This window comes from Ruegeria sp. CDSC081 (genome assembly GCF_059610485.1).
The window spans coordinates 350,407-372,471 of sequence record NZ_JBXWNS010000002.1 but is presented as its reverse complement, the minus strand read 5'-3'; the positions used below and the strand labels follow the sequence as shown (position 1 = coordinate 372,471).

The window sequence follows — 22,065 nt, the reverse complement described above, 5'->3', positions numbered from 1 at the left end:
GAAGGTGCCGGGAGAGCCCAAAGCTACCGGGTGCTGCAGTCCGCGCTAACGGTGGCAACGCGCAGAAAGCGGGCTTTGCAAAGTCCTGTTGATCTCCCTTAGTCGCCCTTTGGCACTGCCACTTACCTATTGCATTCACCCCGCATTAGAAAACGATCCGGGTTCTTAGACCGAACAGGGTAATCCGGTCCTGATCGGGATTTAGAAGCGGGTCAGAAATGAACTGCAGTGATGGCGTGATCTGCAGTCCGGGTGCGATTGAAAAACGGTAGAATGCTTCGAGTGTGAACTGATCGCCATCTATGCCTCTTGCCTCGGCCCAGTTCAGACCCAACCCGGCCAAATCGGTATTGCGACCGTAGTAGCCAATACCCGCAGAAACGGACCGATCATAGAGTGCTGCTGCCCCTTTTGAGGCCCCTGCCCGGAAGAACGGCATCCACTTATTGTCAATAAACCATGCTGCTGAGAACGCGGCGCCGTAATCTTCTGGACGGCTACCATCGTCAGCCGCATCCGCATGCCAGAGGGTCAGATGGATATTGTCGAAGTAAATGCGATCAAAGTCAGAGGTGTAACCAAGTTCGAGTGATTTGAAGAGATTGCCGTCGCTAAACACATCAAAGTTTGGATCAGACGGGTCGGCGTTTGCGTCTGAGACGCTCGCGACAGCGTAGAGGTTCTTGCTCAGCTTTATCCCGCCTGCAATGCCAAGGCCTTGGTTGGGTGCGTTGATTGTCGGGTTGGTATTGAAAGACAGGTTTTGGAAACCACTGTATGGGCTTACCAACCCATAAATATCCACAAAGTCCGTTACATCAATCTGGCCGACTTGCAGCGTCCACGAACCGTTCTCGGCCCTTTGGGTCCAGAACAGGTTGGTCAATAGCAAACCATTATCGTTGAAGGCTGTTCCCGTGATCGAAAGAGCTCCACCATCCAGACCAAGAAACTGTGGGGCAACATCGGTATAGTTGTGCCGGTCTTCGATCTTGAATGTCAAAGACCCCTGTTCAGTCGCCTGCCAACTGCCATAGAACCGCGCAATTCCGCTGGCAGCTTCGCCCTCCCCCAGATCCGCGTTCGTGGTTTGGCCCAATGCCAAGTAATCAATGTTGAACCGAAACCCATTCTCCGCCAGTCGGTCTTTCCACTGAAACCAACCCGGTGCGGTATTGCGCGGAAAATCGGAACGATATTGTGGATCGGTCAGTCCATCTCCGGGCTCAAGATCAGCTTCGACCGAAGAGGGCCCGGACAGACCTTGAGCCGACGCCGCGCCGGCTGAGACAATACTCAGTACGACAACGAGAAGTCTTATCATTCAGACGCCTTTGCCCCGCCGGTCTTGCGATTGCCCGCCGCTCGGATACGATCAGCGGCACGCTGCTTCCATTCCAGCCTGTCTGCTTCGGTTTCCAGAGTTTCGACACGTTCCGTCTCCAACTGGAATGTCGCACTCATAGGTATGAGGCCGTCCACAACCATCATATTCTGAACAGTGGGATCGATAGTCAGCGTGCCCGTCAGCCGAACGGGTTCGTGGAAATAGCTGGGCGTCCAGTCGCCATTCAACCGCACGCGAATCATTTGATTGGGTTGGGGCGGGGGCATGTGGCTACACATTCCTCGTTCTGGCACTAGATACGCCACAGATCGCGCGTCTGGATCGCTCGGGCCCGGGATGGCAAAGCCCGCGATTGTTATTGTTTGACCGTCGAATTGCGGATTTCCGTTTGTTCCTGCCTTTCTTCGCCGTTCTTTCACAAGCTCTCTTTGATCGAGCAGCCAATCGACATCAACGCCAACTCCCGCCAAGGCATCCTCGGTCTCGGTCAGAAGCTCCTGCCATTTCAATCTTTCTTCCGCGCTGCCAGTGTCTTGCTGCAGCCTGCCACGCATCCGCACAACGAATAGGACGTCGTCGAACTGTTCGGGGCTGAGGTCCCGATAGGGATCCTCAAAGACCTGCACAGATGGGTCCGGGAGGTCTGCCCAGTCCAGCGCTGCTCCTGGCGTTGCCATGGCAGAATGACCGTAACAGACCAAACCCGCGAGCAAGACGGAACGAAACCAAAGGAACATGAATACTCTCCGGTCGAGTTTTGGGGTCAATTCAGTGTATTTTTGTATATCACACCGTCCTTCATGATCAGCCGGATCGTTTCAGGGCTTTCCGGCCTCGGATCGGCACCAAACCACTGATCACCCGTGCCAACAACCGAGAAGTCTTCTAGTGGGTTACCATCGATCAGCAGGATGTCTGCATAGGCGCCTTCCTCGATCACACCCAGTTTGCCTTCGGGATAGGGGTTCATGAACGGCCCGGACAAAGCAGCGATTTCACCGCCAGTAGATGTCATTGCGACCAAAGAGGCGTGGGAGCCAAAGAACTCATTATTGAGATGCTTTTCATAGGCAATTTGAATATTGCAAGCTGCTACAGAACCGACGCAATCCGTGTGAAACCCTCTTTTAGCTGGACACTCATTCATGTTTTTTATGTAGTCGCCGAAAGCCTGCGTAGCGGACTGTGCCTTTCGTAAGCTGGCTGGGACATCTCGAATGGCAGGAATATCGAAGAGATTTGGATCAAATGCCGTGAGATTGGTTGTGATGTAGGCTCCTTTCTCTTCCATCAGCGCTGATATTTCACAATCAAACATGAACCCGTGTTCAATTGATCGCACACCAGCATTCAGTGCCGCCATGATCGTTTCCTTGCGGTAGGAATGGGCCATGACGTAGCTTTCGTATTCGTTGGCAACCTGCACGGCCGCTTCTAACTCTGCCGTCGATCCAGCCAACAACTGCCACGGGTCAAACACTGAAACTACACCGCCTGATTGCATGTACTTCAGTTGTGTTGCTCCCATCCGGAAGTTGTTACGAGCAAACTTGTACATTTCGGAGACACTGTCGACTTCTTGGGCCATATTCAGGCGGCTGAAATTTGAAGACTGGCCAACAGGTGCTGTAAAGTTGGCGAAATCAGCATGACCACCACGCGTACTTAGGAAGGCAGCCGCGGGATAGAAACGCGGCCCGGCAATGGTACCGGAGTCTATTGCGCGCCGAAGACCTCCATTAGCGCCACCCGCATCTCTTACGGTGGTAAAACCTTGCATGAAGTACATCTCAGCCATTTGAGTGCCGTGAATGGCAAGATCTTCCCAAGTGCTGTTGGCTTCCATTGCCGGCAATGTGGGCCCGGGCAGCATCAGATGTGCATGATTTTCAATGAAGCCCGGGGTCAGCGTCCGCCCTTCTCCGTCGATGACCGTAGCATTGGGGGCATCGATCGCATCGGTTGATACGGACTTAATCAGGTTGCCCTCGACCAATACGCTGGCATTCTCGATACGCTGTTCATTCACGCCATCGAAGATGTGCACGTTGGTAAACAACGTTTGGGGTTCTTCTTGATCTTGAGCCTGCGCGGACGCTGAAAAAGAAAGACCTGCAGCGACAATTACCGTCGAGCAAAGCGACATTCGTAGACCGGACATAAGTACTCCCTTCATATTCATGTTTTGCCAACTGTAGCCCGGAAAACTTTGCCTCGGTTGCCACTTTTGAATTGGCATGTTCGAATGTGATCGTAAAAATGGCCACTGAATAAATCGACCAATCATCACAAGGGTGACGAGCTTGCCTTTCAACTCCACCTCTCAAGAGCATAGCGAGGGCTTTATTCGCCTCTCCTTAGCCGCTCCGTTTTTGCAATATCTCACCGAACGCAAGATCAATCCGCAACCAGCATTGGACCAAGTCGGATTGAAAGCCGAACTGCTGTCGGACCCATCCGTCTTCGTTCACTCAGAGCTGGTCTACGGTTTGGTGAATGCCTTCTCAGAAGTATCAGGGGATCGATATCTAGGACTGAATGTAGGGGAGGCGTTTGACCTACAAGGATGGCCGCCCTTCTCTCAAGCCTTGCAATCTACGAAAACGTTATTCGAGTTTTTTACCCGCTTTGTTGGGCTCGTACCGCAGGAGTCCAATTCTGTGCGGCACAGCCTTGTGATTGAAGCAGACAAGGCGACTTATCGTATCGAGAGGCAACAGGAACCAACTGTCCCACCCATTCAGGTGACCGGTTTTGGTGCCGCAATCTATGTACGCCTATTGCAGACCGTCGTCGGAGATTCTTGGGATTCTTCGCGTGTGCGATGGGAAAGCAGATACATCAATGGGCTGCCTATCGACTACAAAGGGATCGAGGTTGGCCTTGGGACTGATCCCGGAATGCAAATTAGTTTTCCTGTGGGATGGTTGTTTTTGCACCATGTCTCTGAGGGCTCTGCCAAGCCCATAGCTTCACCTCAACAAGAGGAAGAAGTAACCGTGGTGGCAGCTTTGCGCTCTGTCTTACGCGACAAACTAGATGAAACCGATTTGGGACCTGAGATGGTGGCTGGAATGCTGGGAATACAACCGGAACGGTTTCTGAAAGCGCTTCAACAACAAGGCACAACGCTACCCCGTGAAATCAAACGGCTGCGTGTCGATGTCGCCAAAGAGCACCTCAAAGAAGACAAGATGACAATTGCGGAGATTGGTCTGATGCTCGGCTATTCCGACAAGTCCCATTTCACTCGCTTTTTCCGAGGTCAAACCGGAATGACACCGACTAAGTTCCGAAGCAAGTAAATGTGGTCGAGCCAAAAGAAAACTTGGTTGGGAACGTACGATTAGGCTCCAGACTCATTGATTTACAGCCAGAATAGGACTGTAGCAGCGAGAGCGATGGCCGAGAGGAATACCTTTGGGCATCTGTCATATCGGGTGGCGACGCGCCGCCAATCCTTCAGGCGTCCGAACATGATCTCAATGCGGTTGCGTCGTTTGTAGCGGCGCTTGTCGTATCGGACGGGCTTGTCGCGTGACTTTCGACCTGGGATACAGGGCTTTATTCCCCTGTCATTAAGGGCTTCGCGGAACCAGTCGGCGTCATAGCCTCGATCTCCCAGCAGCCAGTCAGCCGATGGCAGACTGTTCACCAGAGCCCTGGCGCCCGTGTAATCGCTCACCTGCCCAGCGGATATGAAAAAACGGATAGGGCGTCCCAGACTGTCAGTAACAGCGTGCAGTTTCGTATTCATACCACCCTTGGTGCGCCCTATCAGCCTGCCACGCCCCCCTTTTTCAACCGCAGGCTGGAAGCCGTGCGGTGCGCTTTGAGGTATGTTGCGTCAATCTTGATGGTCTTATGATCGGTTCCCTGCGCAGCCAACCCGTTCATGATCCGAGCGAACACACCCATATCGCTCCATCGTTTCCAGCGATTGTACAGTGTCTTTGGCGACCCATATTCGCGCGGCGCATCGGACCAGCGTAACCCATTGCGATTGATGAAGATAATTCCACTCAAAACGCGCCGATCATCAACCCTCGGCTTACCATGGCTCTTTGGAAAGTAAGGCTGAAGCCGCGCCATCTGCTCGTCAGTCAACCAGAATAGATTGCTCATGTTATACCCCTGAAACTCACGGGTATGAATCACGCAGGCGGGATGACGGCAACCAAATTAATAGGTCCAGAACCTAAGCCCATGTTGAACGATGCCAATTGAACAGAAAGGGCAATTTCCATCGACATTTCATGGTCGCTGTTAACATGGCAATGCTGATCTCCATTGTATCAAATTTTTCGCAAATATGCCCAGGAGACATACCCTTTGAGCCCACGCGCACGCACCAAAGAAACGCGGCACCAACGAGTGCCACCGGTTTGCTCGCAACTGTGAACACGTAAGGCGGTTCCATTTGGCAGACCAACAATCACATTGTAGCCTGTTCCGGGTCCACCACGCATTTTCAGCATGTCACCGTCTTCGACGCCAAAAACCTCGTATCGTCCGAGTGAGGCAGCCGTTGCTGGTGCAGCGTATATTGTGGCCCCCAGGAACATTGCCGCTACGGGTAAGAAGATTGCACTGTGCATCGCGTTATCCTGCTTGTTGCCTCATCTACAATCGTAGCGATTCAGCTCACCAAGAGGAATAACCCTAAGACAGGAATGCGCAAATTGGCCAAAGTCTGGTGGCTATGACTGCCACGCCCGGTTCGAAGGGCCGCAACGCAGTATCTCGATTGTCAGGCGATTTACTGGAATGGGTTGATCCAGAAACCTCAAGGAACGACGAACAATGTTCGTAGCGTGGGATACATGTGGGCAGCTATGCCAGATCAAATGGTTGCGTTGGAGGGGTTGATGCGTGAGGTTGCGAGATGGCCGCAAAAGAGACCGCGACATGATGATCTATGGATTGAACACCTGCGCGATTTGCCAGAAGGCCCGAAAGGCGTTGGAGGCAGAAGGCAAGGAAGTTACTTTCCGCGATGTCAGGGCGGAACCTCTGACCGAAGCGGAGCTGGCTGAGCTGATTGCAGAATTCGGGGACTTGCTGGTGGACCGAAAATCGAACGATTACCGAGCGCTTAATGACTGGCTAAAAAATTCGGAAGTAGAGGCACAGATTTCAGCCCAACCCAAGGTGATGGCGCGCCCGGTAATACGCGATCGGGATGTGTTGTATCTTGGCTGGGATGAGACGATTCAAGTCGCTTTGCTACAGAGCTGAGTTTTTAAACAAAAAATGCATAATTAGCTGAACGAAACCCGCTGAAATGCTGCACAGGGCCGAATGCCCGCTTTCGGAGTGCCGTTCGGTAGATCGTGGTAGCTGCAGAACGTCTGCAATGGGCGGAGAGCCTTTTTGCATCAGGCATCGGTCATATGCTGGACCAGTGAGGTCAGCTGTCTGTCGCCATGGCCATCGTCCCAAGCCGTCTTGGTTCGGTCATGCATCAACCGGATGAAATCAGCGGGAGCATTAAGTGAGAGATAGGTCTTCAACGCATCCTCTTGCGCCATCGCGTAAACCTTCAGAGAGGCTTCTGCATTGTCGTAATCCTCGGTCGGAACGGTTCTGGCAAAGAGATCATGGTAGTCCTTGACCAATTTGATCGTGGCAGGAAGTTGGTCGGCATAAACTTGCATCGGGATGCCCGCTTTCTGACAAACAAGTGCACCGTATATCATTCCGAACATAAACCCCTGCCGAACCGTGAAGAGGCCGGCGAAGAGCGCGGCAAGCGCCGCTGGCTTCTCTCCAACATGGGCGGACTTTCCACCCAAGTTTCCGATGACGCTGCCATAACGGTCCCAGGTTCCGGCACTGCCGACCGTCAGGATTGTGGTTTCGTCACCGCCAATGCCAGAAGGGTAGGCATTGATCATGCCAAGCATGTAGCCAGCCCCCTGTTTCTCCAGGATGGCGACCAGTCTATCGGCATCCAAGGTTTCGCCGGTGCTCATGTCGCAGATAGTCTTACCCTCTAGCGAAACACTCAGCCCGTTGACTAGTTCAACTGTTTCCGTGTGGCTCTTGATACAAATGATGACAAAATCAGACGCCGCGATGGCATCATTCGGTGAGGAGCAGATGGTGGCGCCAACCTCAGCGAAAACCTCTGCCTTTTCCGGCGTGCGGTTCCAAACGCTGACATCGTGACCTGACTTGAGCAGGCAATGCGCCAGCGCTGACCCCATGTTGCCCAGTCCCAATACAGCAAGTTTCATGATCTTAGCCTCCTGTGTCCGCCAATGAGTTCCAGCACCAGCATGCGCCGGCATGGGGAGATGACATAGTTGTATATTTTTCTATATTGTTAGATGGTCTAACTTATGGATTGGCGCACGCTTCCCTCGTTGACATCTCTCAGAGCTTTCGCCGCCGCCGCCGAGTTTCAAAATCTGACCCGGGCGGCAGAGGCACTGAACGTGACCCATTCCGCAGTCAGCCAGCAAATCCGCGGGCTAGAACAACAACTCGGCACCCGGCTTATCACTCGTACCCGGCACGGTATTTCTCTGACATCGCAAGGCGAATTCCTGTCGGCTGGTTTGCTTGAAGCCTTCGCTGAAATGGCCTCTGTGACCGAGAGGGTGACAAGTGCAGAGTCGGTTCGACCGTTGGTGGTCAGCGCGACTCCGATGTTTTCAAGCGCGTTCCTCATGGCGCGGCTGTCGACGTTCATTGATGAATTCCCCAATATCGAATTGAGGATCGATTCAACGATCCAGGCTGTCGATCTCAAGCCGGGCGGAATTGATATGGCGATCCGATACGGAACAGGTCGCTGGCCAGGGCTTGTCTCGCAGATACTGCTACCTGGTTGTCTGACGGTCGTCGCGTCCCGCGAACTGATCGGAAACAGGGTGCTCAAAAACCCTGTAGAATTGCTTGATTTCACACTTCTTCAGGAACAGGCGTCGGTCGAGTTTGATCTGTGGCTGGAAAAGGCTGGCATCCCGCCCGAAGCGGAACGGAAAGTGATCCGCATGCCGGGCAACATGCTGTTGGATGGCATCCGCCGAGGTGACGGTATCGGGGCGACAGTACCGGCCTTTGTCTCTGACGAGTTGAAGTCAGGACAACTCGTGGCGCTGTTTGATGATCCAATACCACGGATCGGCTATTACCTTGTCACGCTGTCTGGTCCGGTTCGGCCAGTGGCAAAACTGTTCATACAGTGGCTTTCAAAATCAATTACCGAATATGAAAAAAGCCTGTTCCGATGGCCGCCCGCTCACCTGTTGTAGACGATAAAGAGCACCGGTTAGAGTCAAATAGGGTCTGGCTTACAAGGTAACGACCCGACAATGCTGCGCTACGACTGAAGGTCCGCTCTGTGGATGCCGCACCGCTGCGTTAATGGCAGGGGCGAAGGTCCGGTGTGGGCCGGTGCGCGACAGTCAGGTTTTGTCTGAGAAAGGTGAAGTTGTACTGCCTGTCGATGACCGATCTAAGCCCAAAGCGGAACCCTTTTTTCTCGATGTTTTCACGTTAAGTTCTATTGTTCTCGATGCCCGCACCGGCTCCTTCGCCGTATCTTTGAACAGCTGACTCCCACGACCGTCAACCCGAGTGATTAGACGTTTTGCACAGATAATCCCTGGTTACAGGCACAACCATCTGACCTCGGCTTAACTGAAACTGAAATACAACCAAGCCCTGTTCCGAAAAGGCCATCTCGGATACGATCAGATAGTATCGCCACATTCGCAGAAACCGATCATCGTAGAGGTCGCGGATCGATTCCAGATTGGCCTCGAACTTTTCCTGCCAACATTGAAGCGTTCGCGCGTAGTGGCCGCGCCAGACTTCAACATCTGTGGTCACCAAGTCCTGCTTTTCAATCTCCTTCATGGCTTCGGACATTGATGGTGCATATCCGCCGGGAAAAATGTATTTGTGAATCCATGGTGACGTTCGACCGGGTGGGGTGGATCGACCGATTGTATGCACCAATGCGACGCCATCCGGTTTCAGATTCTCACGCAGCTTGCGAAAGAAAGTTGGATATTGGGGCCGACCAACGTGCTCCATCATTCCGACCACAACGATACGATCAAATTCTTCGTTGACGTCCCGATAGTCGATCAGGCGGAATTCGACCATATTCCCGACACCTGCCGCTTCGGCTCTTCTTTTTGCATATTCCAACTGCACTTTGGACAAGGTCACACCAACCACCTTCGCTCCATAGTCTCGCGCCAAGGTAATTGACATGCCGCCCCAACCACAGCCGATATCCATCACTGTCATTCCTGGTTCGATTAAGAGCTTCTTGGCTATGTGCACCTTCTTTGCTACCTGGGCCTCTTCGATGCTTTGCCCCGGGTCTGAGAAAAAGGCGCAGGTATATTGAAGGTCCTGGTCGAGAAAAAGTTCATAGAGATCAGCGGAAAGGTCATAATGATGTTCGACATTTCTGCGCGCGATATGAACGGGATTATACTGTGCGATACGTCTAAGTGACTTGCGCAGCCCTGTAACCGACGTGCCGTAACGCCCACCACCATAGTTGTTTGCATTGCGCACAATTAGCGAAACAAAGCCGCGTAAATCGTTTTGCGAAATTGTTAGAGTCTCATCCATATAGGCTTCGCCCAAGGCGAGATCGCCGTTCATTACCAATTTGCGCGGAAGCGCTTTGTCGTGGAGGGTTATGGCTGAACTGGGTCCTTTTCCGCGGCCATAGGTGCTACAACGCCCATCCGGCCAAGTCACCGCAAGCTCACCTTCCTGGATGATCTTGGTCAAAAGGCGGTCAAGCAACGACACCCACAATGTGACATCCTCCAATGCTCCCAAGATTAGACTACACTCCATGGCGATGGCACAAGTTGAAGGAGCATATTATGTCCGCTTAGCCCGCAGAGCAGTCGGTCATGCGCGTAGATCATGCCACATTGATTAGGTATGTTCCCAAATACTCGCCGATGATCGCCGCGCGAGCATAATCGAAAAAGCGCCCTGCGCTGAATTCCTGCCGCATGGACTAAACATATCTGTGTGTTCCGCGCATGTGTGTGTTCGGATCCTTCGCATCCGCACCCGCTAAGCCGGATGGCATCGAAGTCGTCCATATGATCTGAATGAAGCAGTTCTCTAGCGCTACAACTTCGGGCTTTCGGTTGTTTGCTGTGATCGCTGGACAAATGTGTCCAGCATGTCGCTAACTCTGGCCGTTTTAAAAGTTTGCAAACAACCGTTCAGCACCCGAAAGAGCGACGATTGCAGATAGTTTTCGAATGAGAGGCCTGTTTTCGCTTGTTTTTATTGAGTACTCTAAGTGCGATGAAAATTTCATAAGAAAATTCGCCGTGAAGCTGCTTTCAATCAGTCCAACATGCAGAAAATTCTGCAACGATGTTTGAATTCATCGGGCCCAATTCTGATCCTGATGAATTCACGCAACAGGAACCGCCCATGATGTCTGACCCAACAGAGTTTGCAGGAATGGCGGCACTCTCGACCAGCGAGGCACCGTCGCTCTCCTTGAATAATCAAAAAATTGCTTCCGGAACGCCATGTCGCGAGGGTATTACGCGCCGCGGCGACGGCTCACGAAAACGCTCCAACAATAGGATTGGAAACAAAATGCCATCAGGCCGTTGCTGACTTGATTAACGCGATCATAGTCACCAAAAACACGGTTCGATGTTTGTGACACCGCGCGGTAGTGGTTTGGCTCCCGACCTTTGAAGTGGACCCGAAAAAGAAATCGCCACCGCTCCCGCCCGAATGAAACTCACTCGATCAGCACGCCTCCGTCCAGTGCTGTTCTGCTCGGCAAACCTTAAAAAGGAGTGCTTCGAGGCCATTCACTCGACGTCGCCTTTTCGACGAAGACGAAAAGACCATGGACCAGTCGGTCTTTTCCGACGCTGCAGACCATCATCCAATCCTTGTCTCAGGGAGTTCCCGACATGTCCGCCAATGACGTCAAATTCAGTGCTGATGCGCGCAACCGAATCCTAACAGGGATCAACATGCTGGCGAACACCGTCAGGATAACTCTTGGTCCCAAAGGTCGTAACGTCATTTTGGACAGATCCCACGGTGCCCCGCGTATCACCAAGGATGGCGTTACTGTTGCCAAAGAATTCGAGCTTCCGGATCACTTTGAAAACATGGGAGCCCAGATGGTGAAGGAAGTCGCGTCCCGCACCAACGAAGAGGCTGGCGATGGCACAACCACTGCTACCGTTCTGGCTCAGGCAATCGTCAAGGAAGGGATGAAGGCCGTTTCCGCTGGCATGAATCCGATGGATCTGAAGCGAGGTATTGAACAAGCCGTCCGGGTCGTCGTCGCAAAGATCAAGGACCTGTCCCGACCGGTTGGCGACAGTGCTGAAATTGCGAAGGTAGGGGCTATTTCCGCCAACGGAGATGTAGCGATTGGCCGTCAGATCGCCCATGCGATGGCTGCGGTCGGCATTGAAGGCGTAATCACGGTTGAAGAGAGCAAGGGATTGGAGACCGAAACCGAAGTGGTCGAAGGTATGAATTTCGATCGCGGTTACCTTAGCCCATATTTCATAACAAATGTGGTCAAGATGTGCGTAGAGCTGGAAGACTGCGTTATCCTGTTCCACGAGAGCAAGTTGTCGTCTCTTGCCGACATGGTGCCGTTGCTCGAAGCAGTCATGGAAGCCGAAAAGCAGCTTCTGGTTCTTGCCGAGGACGTGGAGGGCGATGCGCTGGCCATGCTTGTGGTCAACAAGCTTCGAGGCGGATTGAAAGTAGCCGCCGTGAAGGCGCCTGGGTTTGGGGATAGCCGCAGGGAGATGCTGGAGGATCTCGCGATCCTGACGGGTGGCCAAGTGATCTCGACCGATTTGGGGACCAAGCTTGAAACCGTCACGCTGGGCATGCTCGGTGCCGCAAAAAAAGTCGTCATCTCCAAGGACGATACGACCGTCATTGATGGCGCGGGCGACAAATCAGCAATCTCTTCACGGGTCGCCCGGATTCGCTCCCAAATCGAAGATACGACGTCCGACTACGAACGGGAAAAGCTGCAGAATCGTCTTGCTAAACTGGCAGGCGGGGTCGCCATCATCCGGGTCGGAGGGGCCACGGAGATTGAGGTTACGGAACGCAAAGACCGGGTTGACGACGCGTTGAACGCCACTCGCGCAGCGGTTCAGGAAGGTGTTGTTCCAGGCGGTGGTGTTGCGCTGCTCCATTCAGACAAAGCGCTTGCGACCCTTAAAGGTGCCAACTCCGACCAGGATGCCGGCATCAGGATCGTCCGGCGATCAATCCAGGCACCGCTGCGCCAGATTGTCGAAAATGCCGGCGTGGACGGATCGGTCGTCGCGGCAAAGATCATCGAAAGCGAAAACCCATCCTTCGGGTTCGACGCTCAAACGGAAACTTATGTCGACATGTTGAAAGCGGGGATCATTGACCCCACCAAAGTTGTCCGGGTTGCTCTGGAAGATGCGGCGTCGATTGCAAGCCTTCTGATCACAACCGAGGCGATGGTCGCACAATAACCCTACAGGTCTGGAACTGCGTCAGATTTGGGATCCTTGAGGGCGTGACGCAGGTCTTTTGACCCAACTACGGGACCACCACAATGCAGTCGGTTGGTCTGTGACATGCAAACGTATTGAGAGAATCCAAACTGAAAGGAACTCAGATGTCAAAAGGTGACAAGAGGCGCGGCAACCGCGAAGTTAAAAAACCAAAGAAAGCAAAGGAAAAAATCGTGGCGACGGCCGATTTCTCAAAGGGTCAGAAGCCGGTCAAGATAGGGAGTAAGAAAAAGTAATTTCCATTGTCGCAAGACGAAGATTGCAACCAAGGCGGTGCGTGCAGGATTCCCGTCGTCAGGAAGGGATGGAGACATGGGCAATAGCCGCAACTCCGGCCCATGGTGTCCGAAGGCCATTGGAGCGCCGCTTTTGGCATGCTTCGCAATTTGGTTTCTGAAGTTTCTGATCTATACCCGGATTGATTCATAACTCACTATAACGATGCGTTAGGATTCCTCCCAGAGCGCGAGGCTTGTGAAGCGCAAGCTATCGCGGAGAGTGTTGCGCCGGGTGTTGGCAAGGACGTCATGACCTCGAAGGACCTCGAGAAGACGATAGAACGGGATACGGCTGGCCAGATTATGAACATGGTGAACTCAGACTTTCCCGGTGATCTAGCTCAGCATTCCGGGCAGTGCTTAGTTTGAACTACCTTCAAGCGCCGCATTCTGAACGTTCCAATCATGCTCCCGCTGCCAACTGGTTTTTTCGAACTGGTGTTGCATGTGAAAGAACCACATGCCGGCAATTGCAGCGAGGAGCATCGTCGGTAGAAACACGAACAACAGGACGTCCAAGTACCCGGCCGCGTGATCTAAGATCGGCGCGAAAAGTTACCGCTGATAATAATCTCGTTGATCAATTTGGCGACTGCCGAATGGGTTTCTAGCTCTAATTCCGAACCATTGGCACACTCGTGGGTCACGGCAGCATCGCGCAAAACCCCGACGATCTCACGTTCCTGAAGAAGATTGAGATCGTTCAAGGCAAGTAGAAGAGCCTCGCAGATCGAGAGTGCAGCCATGCCTGCGGGATCTTGGTGGTCTGACATTGGGGTCATTCCTTTTAAAGTCATTGGATTCGTGACCAGGCGAGGTGGTGATGGTTTTTCTATTGTCACATGAGTTTTGGTATTTTGGACTGATCGAAAGTAGCCTCAATACCAAATTCTTCGTAGAGTCTTTGCAGGCTCGGGGAAATCCAACGATGAACACCAACACCAGCCCGCTAACACAGAAACTCTCGGCATTTGTTGCCTTGGCAGAGGCGGAACTGGCCGTTTTGGAACAATTGCACCAGCGGAGGAGAACCTTTGAGGCTGGCCGAGATCTTGTTCATCAGGGACAATCGGAACAGGCTGCCTATATCCTCGCCGCTGGCTGGGTTGTTTCATATAAGATTCAGCCTGACGGATCACGCCAAATCGTCGATTTCCAGATTCCAGGGGATTTCCTTGGGCTGCGCAGCGTTTTGTTGCACACGTCAGACCATGGCATTGAGCCGATTGTTGATATCGAAGCCGCCGAGGTTCTGGTGAGTGATCTTTTGCAAACCTTCGCAGAGACACCTCGGCTGGCCACTGCAATTTTATGGGCCGTGTCACGCGACGAAGCGATGGTTGTCGAACATCTTGTCGGGCTTGGACGGCGTGATGCGGATGCGCGCATGGCACATTTCCTACTGGAACTAGGAGTCAGGCTGTCGCTTGTAGGGATGGGCAGCAAGAAAGGTTATGCCTGCCCGCTCACACAGTACCATCTTGCCGATGCACTGGGATTGAGCGCCATTCACGTCAACCGCGTCCTGCGCAAACTCAGGGAGGACGAGTTGGTTACATTTCGGGATGGGTTTGTGACGTTCAATAACTATGAGGGTCTGGTTAAACTGGCGGATTTCGATCCAGCGTATCTGGATCAGAAGCGGCCACTTCTGGCCTGATTGGGTCCCACAATCTGGTTTTGGACGATCCTGCTTACATCTCCAACGGGTGACGTTACATCAGCGCCCGACTGGCTTCCTTGAGTTTCTTGTGAGCCTCTTCGTCATTTTCGGCTTCATGGGCACTTTCAGCGGCCTGATAGTGTTTCAATGCCGTCGCCTTTTTGGGGCCTTCAGGCGCTTGGTCCCAGGCGGCCTTGACGGAGGCCATGTGTTTGACGGTGTGGTTTTCCTGACTCTGGTCTTCATCATTCATTGGAATGTCCTTTCCTGGACGGTCCGAGAATAAGAAGCACGAGACTCATACAGCTCTTTTGGGGAACTCCATGTTCCCCGCGCCCCTCAGATACTCAAAAAAAATGCCAACCAAATACACAGCGGACACATGTTACCTAACGGGTTTCGGAGCGCCTTCGTACTGACGCAGGTTAGCCCGCTTGAGCCAGATAAAAGATCCGCGCAAGTATCAGAGCGCCCATGAGTGAAATTAGCATCCAATAGATCGGGATCCGGGGGCCGGTATACTTTATTGTCTCAGGCAATTTCGAAACGCGATGCGACACGCGCTTAGGTAACAAGGCCACCAACTTTGTCGCCACACTGCCGCTCGCATGATCAAGCGTGGGTACATCCCTGACTGTTGAAAGATGTGCTTTCAGCCGGGCATGCGCTGCATCGCGGCCCAGAAGTGCAAGCTCACGAGCCTCGGTCCAAGGCTCGAGCCCGAGACGCGCAAGGGCTGACAAAACCGTGACTGTTGCACCGGTTTTGTCTTCACCCACTTCTGCAAGCAGGAAAGGGTCGTAGTCGGAGCCATCCGGGCGAAGAACATCTGATACAGACATGATTTTTCCTTTCGGACTAGGGGAGCGGCGCTCGACAAAAATCGTTGGGACAAAGATACCGACCAACGCGTTGGATACCGCATTCAATATTGCTTGATTGCTGCAAGGCGCACAGACTTGCATCTACCTGAATGCGCCACCTTCAAGCCCCGGTTGTTGGGGGTGAGGCTGTTGCTCACATCCTGACAGTAAAGAACCTGATGGGTGCTAACTTCGATCAGCATAAAGCCCATGGGTTGGGAATAATATAGCCCTAAGTGCTGTGACTTGACGGGGCATCTGGACTGATGCGGCCGACCATGGTCGGTACCGGAAATCCAGCGATCAATTCAACGGAGATATGGGATGCTCACGCGTTCGATCAGGTCAAAGGTGACGTTCACCAATGCCTTCAGGTTGGGAAACAGCGACATCGTGTTTCCGGCTGGCGCGTATGAAATTCTCTTCGAGGAGGAGTTGCTGCAGGGCCTCAGCTTTGAGGCTTACCGACGCACTGCGACCTACTTAATGGTCAGGGGTCGAGGGAGTCATGTCGGTCAAACAACGATGCACATGACAACACAAAAGGATCTGGAGCACGCCATTGCCTGCGACTAGGTCCGTTGTGAAACAATTCAACATAGCGAAGCGGCGCTTTCTCCGCTGGAGGACTTGATATGACCAATCCTGAATGGCTGAAACCCGGTATGTATGGCGCACTGCTCGGCGCGGTGTTTGTCGGCGTCGTTGGATTCTCTTGGGGCGGCTGGATGACCGGCGGAAGCGCGAACAAGTTGGCAAGCGAAATGGCGCGGGACCAGGTGATCGCGGCGCTCGTGCCAATTTGCCACGACATGTCCCGCACGGATAATCAGCGTTTAGCAAAGCTCGCGACGATCCAGGCTGCCACGTCGTACAAGCGACGCGACGCCGTGATGGATGCGGGTTGGGCGACCATGCCTGGTTCCGATTCCCCGAACCGCGATCTCGCCAAAGCGTGCATTGAAGGACTGAACCTTGATGCATCTTAGTATGATTGCGTTAATGCCGCCCTCATCAATTTACACTGGTTTGCTACGGTCAGTGGGATGCTTAGATTGCAACTGGAAAGTGACCATGGAACCTGTTCGACCCTTGATGTTAGAAAGCGGGATACCGATGCAAGCAGTCTGAAATTTCCCTCAGGTACAATCTATCGCAGCGCAACAAGCGATCACACCGGCTCAGCCAAACCAACCGGGCCCGTCAGGTCCGAAATGAAAATAGGCATGAACTACAGCGCTCTTATTGGGGAAACAAACGCGCCGGATGTCGCGAGAATTCGATTATGCAAGGAAAACTTGCCAAAACTAACGGGGATAGCGAAGCCTGCCTAAATTTGAAGTTGTTGTAACTTCTCAAATAGCGCTCCTTGGTCCGATACCGAGCCTCGTGTGCTGATTTGCTTGGCAACGCGCCGTAGTAAATCGGCACTTCAAACCCCATATACTGATAGGCTACGTGCGAATTTTCGGGTCTGACCGACGCACCGAGGTCTCAGTGGAAAATCCGAAATCGATTGGGATCAAGTCTTTCAATGACCTGGCTATTAGGTCTGCCGTCCTGCTGAACCGTCGAATAAGGAAACCGACAATCAGGGCGGCAAAGGCCGGTTCAGCCAATCTCGAAAAATCCCGAGAGTCGCGCCGGAGCGGGCTGACGAGCCCTACCTGGCCCTTAATCGAAAGGACCACCGCAATGGATGACCAATTCAGCAAGACCATCGCAGTTTTCGACGGGCCATTCACAGTGCCCGGTTTCGCAGAAACGCTCCCCGCCGGCGAGTATGAAATCGAGACCGAACTCGCCTCGCCTCCGGATCACCAAAACCCGGAAGCTTGGAAGGCTTCGGTTGTTGTCCACCTGCATCCACGCTTTTCCCATCCGGGATTAACCCGGAGCCTAACCGTTTCATTGATTGATCTCGACAATGCCCGCGCGAAGGACAAGCTTTCAGGAAGAGAGCTGTCTGATGTTTTTCTGGAAGAAATGCTGGCAGACCCAATGGTGCAGCTTGTGATGCAGGCCGACGGGGTATCCGAGGCCCAATTGCGCCATCTTTACTCGGGATCGCGGACAACACGGGAGAATATCGATCTCGTTGACCAAAGTTCCAAAGACGATACCCCGCAAGTTTTTTCGCAGGACAGCTCTGAAATTCAGAACGCCGAAAATGAAGGGATGCCATGCCAACAGTCCACTTCGCCTATGCCCGAATGAGGTTGAAGAAGCGAATGCCTGAATCAACGATACGCGAGGAACTGATGCAAAAGAAGAAGGAATTCATCGTCTCGGAACCGCCAAAGCGTGCGCTTGCAGATGCGCCCAAGGAACGGTTCTGCTTGCGCTGCAAATCCTCTTTCTGGAGTGAAGGTTTTGGCGAGCGCATCTGTTCCCGCTGCAAGGGCACCTCAGCTTGGCGCGCGGCTGTGCCGGAAGGCGTCGGTCAAGGTCGCCGCCGCTCTGGCGGCCGGTCGTGATAGATCCCTTGATTGTTTTTAGGGCTGCCTGGCGTCGTTGTCCGAGATAATGCGAAAGCCCCCTTCGTCCGCGGTGCTTACCTATCACAACGCACGGATCTCGCCCGCGCAGCGAATGGCCGGTTTGATGAAGCTGCGTTGCGGCGTGGCCTGACCCGATGAATGGCAGCTTTGGGCCGTCTAGGAAAACGACCCTGTGGCTCTAAATTTCAAAAGCTTCCGCGATGGCCAATGTGTCCTCCAACTCTAGGCCAGGATACCGTACCGTCCTATCCAATTTTGTATGTCCAGGCAGAAGTCGCTTATTGCGCAGATTGTCAATGTTTCCGCAGATCTGAGTAACCTTGGTTCACCTCTTAGAATGCGTTCCGTTGGTGCTCGCCTCAAGGTCCATGGGCTTCACCCATTCCCGGACAATCCGCACATACAGGCGGGTCGAGACGAGCGGGCGCTCATGAATAGCCGTAATTTACATGCCCGTCGTTTGCTAATGTCACTAAAACTCTTAAGGTGAATGGAGCCTTAGGAGGCCTTAATGAAGAACCTAATTTTGATCTCGGTCTTGGCCGCTACTAGTACTGCGACCAGTGCCGAGGAGCGACGCATCGAGCTTAATAATTTCTATCCGCTTTCTCAGGAAAACTTTGACCTTGGTGATCATATTTTCCACATCGCCGACAACAAAGGAGGATTTGAAGTTATCGAAGGTCCTGTTGACGGCGGGCTTGCTCGATGCCTTGGATCGGGGTTCGGTTACCAAGATGGGACCAACTCAATCTCCGGAATATGCATTTTTGGTGAGGGCGAAGACACTTTCACGATGCGTTGGAAAGCAGGTGAAAAAGGCGCGGCTAACTCTTGGGAAATTATCGTCGGAACCGGGCGCTATGATGGAATGACTGGCGAGGGCATAGCCACGACGGACATTGTGTCGATGTACCAAGCACTACCTTTGAGGCGAACCCACATAGTAGGAACCGTGGAAATCCCTGAGTGAAATGTTGTCCCTGAGTTTATGACGGGTAGGGTCGTTGGATTGATCGTGGGAAGCAGGCCATGGGAAAACGTTACTGTTGCTCCAATGTTCGGTAGGCGATGGCGTCAGACATCATACACATCACAGAGAGCAGCATTTCGCGGTTGCCGACGCAATGTAAGCCGTCCCAACAAAGCGCTCTTACTTCGAGGCCTTGAGTTGTTCGTCCAGATCAGAGAACGATGCGGCCCAGAATTCTGCCAGGAACGCTGAAACCTCCTGTTCTGAGATTTCCGACCTATTGCCCTCGGCATCCGTCGCTTGACCCATTGTGTATCGCAAGTCGGTGCCAGAGTTCGTTTGCGTCAGCTGATATGTCTCGGGCAGGCTTACTCCAGTGCGCGCCGGATCCTGGATGCAGGTCGAGAAATAATCGAACGGTTCCCAATCAGTGATGCGATAGAAAAAGTCCGCCAATTCGTGAGAGCAATGATAGCCCGACCCATTGCCGAGACGCCCTTGTGGGCTGTCGACGGTGATTTCCTGTACACGGTTCATCCATTTCAGCTTTAGTTCCGGCGCGACCAACGCCTCCCAGACAACTGCAATTGGGGCATCGAAATGATGGAGGAACGTCCAAACTCCGTCTTCCTTGGTCAAGAAATGGCGTTCGCGGTTGGCACGCAAACGTTCCCAAGATTTAGCCAAATCGTAGACCTTCATCGAAACCTCGCCAAAATGTTCGATGTCCTGTGAAAACGGTTCCACTATGCCTTTGATATCCATGGCGTTTGCAGCGGCCTCGCTAAACAGCGCGTAACTGCGTACACCGGTGGCTTCAACAACGTTCGTCTTGGCCATTCGGTGGACCAGAACAACGTCGGCGCCGGAAAAGTCTTTTACCGGGCCAAGTTGCATTTCTTCGAACTGGCCATGATGGGTGATAACCTTCAAATCCAGCCCTCCGACATTGGCACACGCGTTGCAGGTACAGGTTGTGTTGGCAATTATGTCCTGCCGACGAAGAGCAAATGCGTTGTAGAGATTCTCGCAGATGGTCAGGAAGGTCTCGCCGGAGGGGAAATCCTGCCGCGTCGAATATGCCAGAACGGCATCGCCTTCGGTTTTCCAGAAATGGAGCGGATCACCCACCTGTTCGATCAGAACGCCCAGCAAGGAATGCAAAATCGGATTAGCGTGATCCATTTCCGAAGTGGTCAAAAATTGTGTGTAGCCGGAAATGTCGGCGATCAACAGATATCCAGTTTGTGTTGACATGGCACGCTCCCCAAAAGAGTGTTTGGCGCGGTTATTTTGACCTACAAAGGGTTTAAAACCACTTTGGGTCCAAATGCGCCATAGACGGTCATCATGGTATGTAGGCTGGAACTCAGACGCAAAGTTGCCGGTGAGAGCCCGAAGTGGTTACCAAGTTCTCGCAGAACAGCCCCTAAATGGCGCCGCCGCTATAGCGACGTCACTACGCCCATCCGAGTTGTTTTAGAGAGTGCCCATCATTCCAGATTTTGGTCATTCGGGCGATCTTATCACCTTCAAATTCCATAACGTAGGCATAGTTGGTTGCGATTTCTTTGCCGGTGGCAGGAACTGGTCCACCTTCACCGGATTGTTTGCCTCTGAATACTGCTGTGGCCGTTACGATGTTCCGTTCGTGATCAGTCGAGAATGAGGTGATGTCGTAATTGCCATCTGGGATTGGGGTCAAAATTCCGGCGGTCCAAGCTGTATAACCTTCGATTGTCGAGATATCGGCCAATGCGTCGGCTTCACATGTAAAAGCGGCACCGTCCTGACAGTATGACTTGCAGACGTTCCAGCCTTTGCCTGTTTCGCATGCATCAAAGAAGGCCATAGCCGTTTCGGAAATACTCATCGTGTTTCTCCTATCCCTGTTTCACTACGTCCAGCACGTCGTTGCCTTCAATTCCGGCTGGATGGGATAGTTTTAGAACATTTATTTTAAAAAATCAATTTTAAAATAAATAAGGGATGAAATTCACTCGCGAATTTCCCTCATGATCAAGTCGTAAAAGTTTGGTATCGCATGCTTTTTTTCGTCGTGCCGCCCATACAAGACGGTCCCGTGAACGCAAAAAACCACAAAGCTCGCAAGCTGCGCCGTGTCCTTCTCCGCCCCGATATCTCCATCCGCCTGGGCATTACGAAGAGCAGTTTCAACCAATGACTCGACTTCTGCGCAGAACGCGCCCACTTGCTTTGCGGCTTCAGGACTTATCACATGCTTTTGTGCAAGGTGGTTCATCATCAGGCAGCCCTTGTATTCCGACTTGGCGGCCCCCAAAAAAACGTTTCGGAGAAACATTTCGACGCCTTCTAAGTTAGGGTTGTCGATCAAAATACGATAGCGCGGTCCGATAACATGATCGCGGTAATGATCCAAAGCTGCTGAGAACAATCCTTCCTTGTCTCCAAACTCCTTGTACATGCTGGCCGTGTTCAGCCCGGTTTCGCGGACAACGTCACTTATCGATGCAGCTTTGTAGCCGTTTTGCCAAAAAACACCCATGGCTTTTTCAACTACAGCTTCGCGTGAATATGATCTTGGTCTACCCATCGGAGTATATTAAAATGATCATTTAAAAATCGCAACACGTACCGTCTGAGCAAGATCAGGAAAAACCGTTACGAGGGTAGAATCTTCGTGAACTACCACGTTTTGCATGGTGCGCTCTTAAATTCCAACTCGCAGGCAAGTAGTTGATTTATCGTTGCTCCGTGTAGCGAGAATGCTCCCGCGTTTTCTCAAATTGACGTCAGGATTGACCGCCATTCTAATTGTTCAAACCAACCGCAGAAAATGCGCGGCTCAATATTCGCATTCCAGCGCGGCCTTCAATGACCAGTTCGATGAAATTCGCTGAGAGGC

25 protein-coding genes are annotated in these 22,065 nt (G+C 52.7%); 12 read left to right on the top strand and 13 right to left on the bottom strand.

Annotated features, from left to right (window positions below; all coding sequences use genetic code 11):
* Positions 1 to 145: 145 nt before the first annotated feature.
* The 3 genes from AC2FH9_RS04820 to AC2FH9_RS04810 form a co-directional block, all read right to left on the bottom strand.
* The gene (locus AC2FH9_RS04820; protein WP_496870987.1) at positions 146 to 1,324 is read right to left on the bottom strand and encodes a carbohydrate porin; all 1,179 of its coding nucleotides are present in this window, start codon (positions 1,322 to 1,324) and stop codon (positions 146 to 148) included.
* A complete protein-coding gene (locus tag AC2FH9_RS04815) occupies positions 1,321 to 2,025 on the bottom strand; it encodes a DUF3299 domain-containing protein (RefSeq protein ID WP_496870986.1) in 705 nt (234 codons plus the stop codon). Before AC2FH9_RS04815 ends, AC2FH9_RS04820 begins: the two co-directional genes overlap by 4 nt.
* 86 nt (positions 2,026 to 2,111) lie before the next feature.
* Positions 2,112 to 3,662 carry a metal-dependent hydrolase family protein gene (locus AC2FH9_RS04810; RefSeq protein ID WP_496870985.1) on the bottom strand — a complete coding sequence of 517 codons (1,551 nt, stop codon included), beginning with the start codon at positions 3,660 to 3,662 and terminating at the stop codon, positions 2,112 to 2,114.
* Here AC2FH9_RS04810 and AC2FH9_RS04805 point away from each other — a divergent pair.
* The gene (locus tag AC2FH9_RS04805; protein WP_496870984.1) at positions 3,652 to 4,653 is read left to right on the top strand and encodes an AraC family transcriptional regulator; all 1,002 of its coding nucleotides are present in this window, start codon (positions 3,652 to 3,654) and stop codon (positions 4,651 to 4,653) included. The genes AC2FH9_RS04810 and AC2FH9_RS04805 overlap by 11 nt on opposite strands.
* A 62-nt stretch (positions 4,654 to 4,715) precedes the next feature.
* Here the strand turns inward: AC2FH9_RS04805 and AC2FH9_RS04800 are convergent.
* Together AC2FH9_RS04800 and AC2FH9_RS04795 are read right to left on the bottom strand one after the other, a co-directional pair.
* Positions 4,716 to 5,473 (bottom strand): IS5 family transposase gene (locus AC2FH9_RS04800; RefSeq protein ID WP_496870983.1). Its coding sequence is split into 2 segments (ribosomal slippage): positions 4,716 to 5,152 and positions 5,152 to 5,473, totalling 759 coding nucleotides; the frame shifts between segments, so codons are not numbered across the junction.
* Positions 5,474 to 5,643: 170 nt separating this feature from the next.
* Complete coding sequence (locus AC2FH9_RS04795) at positions 5,644 to 5,946, bottom strand: SH3 domain-containing protein (protein ID WP_496870982.1); 303 nt, start codon at positions 5,944 to 5,946, stop codon at positions 5,644 to 5,646.
* 310 nt (positions 5,947 to 6,256) lie between these two features.
* Here AC2FH9_RS04795 and AC2FH9_RS04790 point away from each other — a divergent pair, with 310 nt between their 5' ends.
* Positions 6,257 to 6,586, top strand: a complete 330-nt coding sequence (locus AC2FH9_RS04790; protein ID WP_281973422.1) for an arsenate reductase family protein — start codon at positions 6,257 to 6,259, stop codon at positions 6,584 to 6,586.
* Positions 6,587 to 6,726: 140 nt separating this feature from the next.
* On the opposite strand, the gene AC2FH9_RS04785 is transcribed toward AC2FH9_RS04790, so the two are convergent.
* Positions 6,727 to 7,641 carry an NAD(P)-dependent oxidoreductase gene (locus AC2FH9_RS04785; RefSeq protein ID WP_496870981.1) on the bottom strand — a complete coding sequence of 305 codons (915 nt, stop codon included), beginning with the start codon at positions 7,639 to 7,641 and terminating at the stop codon, positions 6,727 to 6,729.
* A 51-nt stretch (positions 7,642 to 7,692) separates the two neighbouring features.
* Here AC2FH9_RS04785 and AC2FH9_RS04780 point away from each other — a divergent pair, with 51 nt between their 5' ends.
* Positions 7,693 to 8,610, top strand: coding sequence for a LysR substrate-binding domain-containing protein (locus AC2FH9_RS04780; RefSeq protein WP_496870980.1), 918 nt, complete (start codon positions 7,693 to 7,695; stop codon positions 8,608 to 8,610).
* Between the two features lie 316 nt (positions 8,611 to 8,926).
* Here AC2FH9_RS04780 and AC2FH9_RS04775 read toward each other — a convergent pair whose 3' ends face one another.
* Positions 8,927 to 10,114, bottom strand: coding sequence for a class I SAM-dependent methyltransferase (locus tag AC2FH9_RS04775; protein WP_496870979.1), 1,188 nt, complete (start codon positions 10,112 to 10,114; stop codon positions 8,927 to 8,929).
* 609 nt (positions 10,115 to 10,723) lie between these two features.
* Between AC2FH9_RS04775 and AC2FH9_RS04770 the strand changes: the two genes are divergently transcribed.
* The 3 genes from AC2FH9_RS04770 (at position 10,724) to AC2FH9_RS04760 (ending at position 13,136) form a co-directional block, all read left to right on the top strand.
* Positions 10,724 to 10,975, top strand: a complete 252-nt coding sequence (locus AC2FH9_RS04770) for a hypothetical protein (RefSeq protein WP_496690092.1) — start codon at positions 10,724 to 10,726, stop codon at positions 10,973 to 10,975.
* Between the two features lie 308 nt (positions 10,976 to 11,283).
* On the top strand, positions 11,284 to 12,858 hold the full coding sequence (gene groL, locus AC2FH9_RS04765; protein ID WP_496870978.1) for a chaperonin GroEL: 1,575 nt from the start codon (positions 11,284 to 11,286) through the stop codon (positions 12,856 to 12,858).
* A 146-nt stretch (positions 12,859 to 13,004) separates the two neighbouring features.
* Positions 13,005 to 13,136 carry a hypothetical protein gene (locus AC2FH9_RS04760; RefSeq protein ID WP_268952749.1) on the top strand — a complete coding sequence of 44 codons (132 nt, stop codon included), beginning with the start codon at positions 13,005 to 13,007 and terminating at the stop codon, positions 13,134 to 13,136.
* A gap of 578 nt (positions 13,137 to 13,714) precedes the next feature.
* Here AC2FH9_RS04760 and AC2FH9_RS04755 read toward each other — a convergent pair.
* Entirely contained in the window at positions 13,715 to 13,951 is a 237-nt protein-coding gene (locus AC2FH9_RS04755) for a hypothetical protein (protein ID WP_496690094.1), read from the bottom strand.
* Between the two features lie 155 nt (positions 13,952 to 14,106).
* Between AC2FH9_RS04755 and AC2FH9_RS04750 the strand changes: the two genes are divergently transcribed.
* Complete coding sequence (locus AC2FH9_RS04750) at positions 14,107 to 14,838, top strand: Crp/Fnr family transcriptional regulator (RefSeq protein WP_496690095.1); 732 nt, start codon at positions 14,107 to 14,109, stop codon at positions 14,836 to 14,838.
* Positions 14,839 to 14,893: 55 nt separating this feature from the next.
* Here the strand turns inward: AC2FH9_RS04750 and AC2FH9_RS04745 are convergent, their stop codons facing one another.
* A complete protein-coding gene (locus tag AC2FH9_RS04745) occupies positions 14,894 to 15,094 on the bottom strand; it encodes a hypothetical protein (protein ID WP_496690096.1) in 201 nt (66 codons plus the stop codon).
* A gap of 172 nt (positions 15,095 to 15,266) precedes the next feature.
* Positions 15,267 to 15,683 carry a hypothetical protein gene (locus AC2FH9_RS04740; protein WP_496690097.1) on the bottom strand — a complete coding sequence of 139 codons (417 nt, stop codon included), beginning with the start codon at positions 15,681 to 15,683 and terminating at the stop codon, positions 15,267 to 15,269.
* A gap of 345 nt (positions 15,684 to 16,028) precedes the next feature.
* On the opposite strand from AC2FH9_RS04740, the gene AC2FH9_RS04735 reads away from it, so the two are divergent.
* From AC2FH9_RS04735 to AC2FH9_RS04715, 5 genes are all read left to right on the top strand, one after another.
* Entirely contained in the window at positions 16,029 to 16,280 is a 252-nt protein-coding gene (locus tag AC2FH9_RS04735; RefSeq protein WP_496690098.1) for a hypothetical protein, read from the top strand.
* A gap of 59 nt (positions 16,281 to 16,339) precedes the next feature.
* Positions 16,340 to 16,693: a hypothetical protein gene (locus AC2FH9_RS04730; protein ID WP_176865328.1), complete on the top strand. Its 354-nt coding sequence runs from the start codon at positions 16,340 to 16,342 to the stop codon at positions 16,691 to 16,693.
* A gap of 706 nt (positions 16,694 to 17,399) precedes the next feature.
* On the top strand, positions 17,400 to 17,921 hold the full coding sequence (locus tag AC2FH9_RS04725; protein WP_496870977.1) for a hypothetical protein: 522 nt from the start codon (positions 17,400 to 17,402) through the stop codon (positions 17,919 to 17,921).
* Between the two features lie 14 nt (positions 17,922 to 17,935).
* Complete coding sequence (locus AC2FH9_RS04720) at positions 17,936 to 18,181, top strand: hypothetical protein (protein ID WP_496690100.1); 246 nt, start codon at positions 17,936 to 17,938, stop codon at positions 18,179 to 18,181.
* A 535-nt stretch (positions 18,182 to 18,716) separates the two neighbouring features.
* Positions 18,717 to 19,178: a hypothetical protein gene (locus AC2FH9_RS04715; RefSeq protein WP_496749353.1), complete on the top strand. Its 462-nt coding sequence runs from the start codon at positions 18,717 to 18,719 to the stop codon at positions 19,176 to 19,178.
* Positions 19,179 to 19,358: 180 nt separating this feature from the next.
* On the opposite strand, the gene AC2FH9_RS04710 is transcribed toward AC2FH9_RS04715, so the two are convergent.
* The 3 genes from AC2FH9_RS04710 to AC2FH9_RS04700 all read right to left on the bottom strand — a co-directional run bounded on the left by AC2FH9_RS04710 (position 19,359) and on the right by AC2FH9_RS04700 (position 21,753).
* A complete protein-coding gene (locus AC2FH9_RS04710; protein WP_496870976.1) occupies positions 19,359 to 20,435 on the bottom strand; it encodes a DUF2652 domain-containing protein in 1,077 nt (358 codons plus the stop codon).
* A gap of 202 nt (positions 20,436 to 20,637) precedes the next feature.
* Complete coding sequence (locus AC2FH9_RS04705; protein ID WP_496870975.1) at positions 20,638 to 21,051, bottom strand: ester cyclase; 414 nt, start codon at positions 21,049 to 21,051, stop codon at positions 20,638 to 20,640.
* Positions 21,052 to 21,174: 123 nt separating this feature from the next.
* The gene (locus tag AC2FH9_RS04700) at positions 21,175 to 21,753 is read right to left on the bottom strand and encodes a TetR/AcrR family transcriptional regulator (RefSeq protein ID WP_496870974.1); all 579 of its coding nucleotides are present in this window, start codon (positions 21,751 to 21,753) and stop codon (positions 21,175 to 21,177) included.
* Positions 21,754 to 22,065: the final 312 nt, after the last annotated feature.

Bases quoted from the DNA above. Each gene is read 5' to 3' on its own strand.
- AC2FH9_RS04820 (WP_496870987.1), bottom strand. From the start codon at position 1,324: ATGATAAGACTTCTCGTTGTCGTACTGAGTATTGTCTCAGCCGGCGCG.
- AC2FH9_RS04815 (WP_496870986.1), bottom strand. From the start codon at position 2,025: ATGGCAACGCCAGGAGCAGCGCTGGACTGGGCAGACCTCCCGGACCCA.
- AC2FH9_RS04795 (WP_496870982.1), bottom strand. From the start codon at position 5,946: ATGCACAGTGCAATCTTCTTACCCGTAGCGGCAATGTTCCTGGGGGCC.
- AC2FH9_RS04790 (WP_281973422.1), top strand. From the start codon at position 6,257: ATGATGATCTATGGATTGAACACCTGCGCGATTTGCCAGAAGGCCCGA.
- AC2FH9_RS04785 (WP_496870981.1), bottom strand. From the start codon at position 7,641: ATGCCGGCGCATGCTGGTGCTGGAACTCATTGGCGGACACAGGAGGCT.
- AC2FH9_RS04780 (WP_496870980.1), top strand. From the start codon at position 7,693: ATGGATTGGCGCACGCTTCCCTCGTTGACATCTCTCAGAGCTTTCGCC.
- AC2FH9_RS04770 (WP_496690092.1), top strand. From the start codon at position 10,724: ATGTTTGAATTCATCGGGCCCAATTCTGATCCTGATGAATTCACGCAA.
- groL (WP_496870978.1), top strand. From the start codon at position 11,284: ATGTCCGCCAATGACGTCAAATTCAGTGCTGATGCGCGCAACCGAATC.
- AC2FH9_RS04760 (WP_268952749.1), top strand. From the start codon at position 13,005: ATGTCAAAAGGTGACAAGAGGCGCGGCAACCGCGAAGTTAAAAAACCA.
- AC2FH9_RS04755 (WP_496690094.1), bottom strand. From the start codon at position 13,951: ATGTCAGACCACCAAGATCCCGCAGGCATGGCTGCACTCTCGATCTGC.
- AC2FH9_RS04750 (WP_496690095.1), top strand. From the start codon at position 14,107: ATGAACACCAACACCAGCCCGCTAACACAGAAACTCTCGGCATTTGTT.
- AC2FH9_RS04745 (WP_496690096.1), bottom strand. From the start codon at position 15,094: ATGAATGATGAAGACCAGAGTCAGGAAAACCACACCGTCAAACACATG.
- AC2FH9_RS04740 (WP_496690097.1), bottom strand. From the start codon at position 15,683: ATGTCTGTATCAGATGTTCTTCGCCCGGATGGCTCCGACTACGACCCT.
- AC2FH9_RS04735 (WP_496690098.1), top strand. From the start codon at position 16,029: ATGCTCACGCGTTCGATCAGGTCAAAGGTGACGTTCACCAATGCCTTC.
- AC2FH9_RS04730 (WP_176865328.1), top strand. From the start codon at position 16,340: ATGACCAATCCTGAATGGCTGAAACCCGGTATGTATGGCGCACTGCTC.
- AC2FH9_RS04725 (WP_496870977.1), top strand. From the start codon at position 17,400: ATGGATGACCAATTCAGCAAGACCATCGCAGTTTTCGACGGGCCATTC.
- AC2FH9_RS04720 (WP_496690100.1), top strand. From the start codon at position 17,936: ATGCCTGAATCAACGATACGCGAGGAACTGATGCAAAAGAAGAAGGAA.
- AC2FH9_RS04715 (WP_496749353.1), top strand. From the start codon at position 18,717: ATGAAGAACCTAATTTTGATCTCGGTCTTGGCCGCTACTAGTACTGCG.
- AC2FH9_RS04710 (WP_496870976.1), bottom strand. From the start codon at position 20,435: ATGTCAACACAAACTGGATATCTGTTGATCGCCGACATTTCCGGCTAC.
- AC2FH9_RS04705 (WP_496870975.1), bottom strand. From the start codon at position 21,051: ATGAGTATTTCCGAAACGGCTATGGCCTTCTTTGATGCATGCGAAACA.
- AC2FH9_RS04700 (WP_496870974.1), bottom strand. From the start codon at position 21,753: ATGGGTAGACCAAGATCATATTCACGCGAAGCTGTAGTTGAAAAAGCC.